Source organism: Inquilinus sp. OTU3971 (assembly GCF_038440215.1).
Genome location: NZ_JASATH010000363.1, coordinates 1 through 3,370 on the forward strand (window position 1 = coordinate 1; position 3,370 = coordinate 3,370).

Genomic DNA, 3,370 nt, shown 5'->3' on the forward strand with positions numbered 1-3,370 from the left:
CGCTCCCGGCCGCCGCCAGCCCAAGCCGCCGGACACGGGGTGAGCCGCCGGCGAATTCACCGCTTCACCAACCCTCAGCATTCGCGAGCGCAGCCTTCCACACTCCCCTCCCCTTGCGGGAGGGGGGTGGGGGAGGGGTCTGCGCGCGTCCGCGCGCGAATGCGCAGAGGACAGGCTTGTCGTCATGGCCGAAGCGTCAGAGTTCAGGCCGGCCTTGATGGTGAAAACCCCCTCCCCCTGCCCCCTCCCGCGAGGGGAGGGGGACTTAAAAAGCTCACTTCAACGATGTGTGAATCCGGTAGCCCTACCGCAGGGGAGGGGGAGATCGGGACAGCAGCGCTCACCTGCCCGCCCATCACGCCGCGATCGCGAACACCGGCTGCGGGCCGGCCAGGCCGCGGATCGGGTGGGCACCGAGCGGCTCGGCCGCCCCGCCCCAGGCCTGCCGGAACGGCTCGGAGCACACGGTCGGCCGGTCGAGCTGCTTGGCCAGGCCTTCCAGCCGGCTGGTCAGGTTGACCGCCGGTCCCAGCACGGTGAAGTCCAGCCGGTCGGGGCTGCCGATATTGCCGTACAGCACCGGCCCGAGATGCAGCGCCGCGGCGAAGGCCACGGGGTCGGGGCCGGCGGCCAGGCCCCGGCGGATTGCCCGCACCGCGCCGACCGCGGCGTCGCAGGCGGCCGCGGCGCCGCCGGCCTGCTCGACCGGGAAGATCGCCAGCACGCCGTCGCCGAGGAACTTCAGCACGTCGCCGCCGCGATCGACGATGGCCTGGGCGACGGTCTCGAAATAGCGGTCCAGCACCGCCAGCACCGCGGCCGAGGTCAGCCGCTCGGACAAGGCGGTGAAGCCGCGCATGTCGACGAACAGGATCGCCGCCTCGACCGCGACGACGTCGCCGCGGCGGATCGCGCCCTCCGCCACCCGGTCGGCCGGACCGATGCCGAGATAGGTCCGCAGCAGGCTGGCGGCGGAGCGGCGCATGGCGGTCGGCTCCATCGCTGCCGCCAGCGGATGGCGCAGCCGCTCCAGCAGCGCCACCTCGCCGTCGCCGAAGCCGTCGGGCCGGTCGGTGACGAAGCTCGCCACCTGCACCGTGTCGTTGCCGTAGACGATCGGCACGGCGACATAGTCGGTGCCGCCGGCCGCCGCCACCTCATGGAACACGCCGTGATCGTCCGGGCCCAGCCCCGTGAGGCGGCGACGCAGCGGCTGCCGGCTGCGGATCACTGCCTCGAACGGGCTGCCGACGAAGGTGCTGGTCGCCAGCACCTTGCGGTCGATGACATACTCCTCGCCGCCCTTGGCCGGGGTCCAGATCACGCCCCAGGCGCTCAGCAGCGGGTGGGTGATGCTCTGGCCGATCCGCACCCGCTGCAGCGGCGGGCCGGCGGCGATCAGGCGGCGGCAGAACGCGTCGACCAGCGCCACCGGGTCGGTCAGCAGCCGACCCTCGGCCACCAGCCAGTCCGCGACGTCCCTGCCGTCCGCCACCGCATTGATCCCCGGTCAGGAGTTCCGGCGGATCAGCCGCCGGCCCGCTGGCGCATCGCCTGCAGCAGCCCGTCGACGTTGCCGCCGTTCTGGGCGATCACCGAGGCGAACTCGTCGCGCTGGGTCACGCTCATGCTGACCCGGGCGACGATGACGTCGACCACCTTGTAGCCGCCGCCGGCCTGGCGCACCCGCCAGTCGACCTGGATCGGCGGGCCGTCCTTCTGCCGGATCTCCGTCGCGACCAGCGTGTCGCTGCCGCCGACGGCGCGGGTGCCCTTCACCACCAGGGTCTCGCCCTGGTAGTTCTGGAACCGCCGCGAATAGGTCTCGACGATCATCCGCTCGAACAGGTCCATGTATTCCGCCTGCTGCTGCGGCGTGGCGCTGTTCCAGTAGCGGCCCAGCACGAAGCGGCCGATGGTCGGCAGGTCGAAGCCCTGGTTCAGGATCCGGGTGAACTCGGCCTTGCCCTGCGCCGTCGCGGCGCCTCCGGCCTGGAGGATGCCGATCGCCCGCTTGGCCATGTCGTCGATGAAGCCCGCGGCCCCGTCGGCCTGGGCCGAGGCCGGTCGCGTCAGCCCCGCCAGCAGCAGCGAAGCCGTTGCCATGGCGCCCGCGGTCAGCACCGTCCGTCTGTCGATCATCACTGAACTCGTTGTTGTTCTGGGATACCGGTCTGCCGCCTGCCCGGCCCGGAGGCCGAGGCCCCCCAACAGAGGCAGGGGCGGATTATAGACGAAACGCAGCGGCGGTCATGAGGCAAGCTGTCCGATCCTCCAAAACAGCCCTCAATCGCGCTTGCGTCCCCCCAGAAGGGGCAGGGCCCCGACCGCGATGCCGATCACCAGCGCCGCCAGCGCCGCTTTCGGCGCCGCCTTGGCGGCGGACAGGCCGAGCCCGGCGGCGACGCCCTCCAGCCCCGCCCCGGCGGCCGAGGCGGGGCCCGGGGCGTGGCGGCGCGGCCGGCGGCCGGCCAGGATGCCGATCAGGGCGACGATGGCGGCGAGGCCGAGCACCACAAGCCCGACCACCAGCGCGGCGCCGGCAGGGCCGAGCTTCGGCAGCAGCAGGTAGAAGCCGGACCAGGCCAGCAGCACCAGGGCGATCACCGCCAGCACCAGGGCGACCACGAGCAGCGCCGCGGCGATGCAGGCCCGGCGCAGCGCCTGGCCGAGCCGGAGGCGCTGACGGGCGGCGAGGGCGCCCAGCAGGGCGGCGCCGAGGTCGGTCTTCACGCCGGCCTCAGCGGTCCAGCAGCTTGCCGATGACAAGGCCGACGCCGAAGGCGACGAGGACGCTGGTGAAGGGGTTCTGCTCGATCCGCTGCTCCAGCGCGGCGATCCCCTCCTCGCCCTGGGCGCGGGCGCTGTCGGCAAGGCGCTGGGCGCGTTCCTTGGCGGCGTGGGCGGCTTCGTTCAGCCTGGCGCCGCCGGCCTTGGCCTCGGCGGTGGCAGTGTCGGCCAGGGTGCGGGTCAGCGCCGCGATGTCGTCGCGGATCTTGCCGAGATCGGCGCGCAGCGTGTCGAGCTCCTGGTCCAGGTTCCGTGTGGCCATGTCTGTTCCTCGCTCCATTGGTTGCGCGGGCCGATGATGGCGCGGATGAGGCGCGCCACAAAAGCAAACGGGGACAGAGGCGATTCTGTCCCCGATCGATATAACCTCAAACCAGGCGCCGGAAACTGTGGCGCCTGGTATCGTCCGTCAGCCCGGAGCTCAGCAACGGCCGCCGAGATTGATCGTCCGGCAGCTGGTCGCCGCGCCACCGACCGCGCCCACGGCGCCACCGATCAGCGCGCCCGTCGCGGCGTTGCCGCCGGTGAGGGCCGAGATGCCCGGGGGCGGGGGGGGGGGGGCGCGCCCCCCCCCCCCCCC

General features: G+C 72.8%; 4 protein-coding genes. All 4 read right to left on the reverse strand.

The window, feature by feature from the left end:
• Positions 1-355: 355 nt before the first annotated feature.
• The gene (locus tag AAHM41_RS39595; protein WP_342242141.1) at positions 356-1,495 is read right to left on the reverse strand and encodes an adenylate/guanylate cyclase domain-containing protein; all 1,140 of its coding nucleotides are present in this window, start codon (positions 1,493-1,495) and stop codon (positions 356-358) included.
• Positions 1,496-1,527: 32 nt separating this feature from the next.
• A complete protein-coding gene (locus tag AAHM41_RS39600) occupies positions 1,528-2,142 on the reverse strand; it encodes an MlaC/ttg2D family ABC transporter substrate-binding protein (RefSeq protein ID WP_342242142.1) in 615 nt (204 codons plus the stop codon).
• 144 nt (positions 2,143-2,286) lie between these two features.
• Positions 2,287-2,733, reverse strand: a complete 447-nt coding sequence (locus AAHM41_RS39605) for a hypothetical protein (protein ID WP_342242143.1) — start codon at positions 2,731-2,733, stop codon at positions 2,287-2,289.
• Positions 2,734-2,740: 7 nt separating this feature from the next.
• Entirely contained in the window at positions 2,741-3,052 is a 312-nt protein-coding gene (locus AAHM41_RS39610) for a DUF883 family protein (RefSeq protein WP_342242144.1), read from the reverse strand.
• Between the last annotated feature and the right edge of the window lie 318 nt (positions 3,053-3,370).

Coding starts and splice junctions, on each gene's coding strand:
- AAHM41_RS39600 (WP_342242142.1), bottom strand. CDS start 2,142: ATGATCGACAGACGGACGGTGCTGACCGCGGGCGCCATGGCAACGGCT.
- AAHM41_RS39610 (WP_342242144.1), bottom strand. CDS start 3,052: ATGGCCACACGGAACCTGGACCAGGAGCTCGACACGCTGCGCGCCGAT.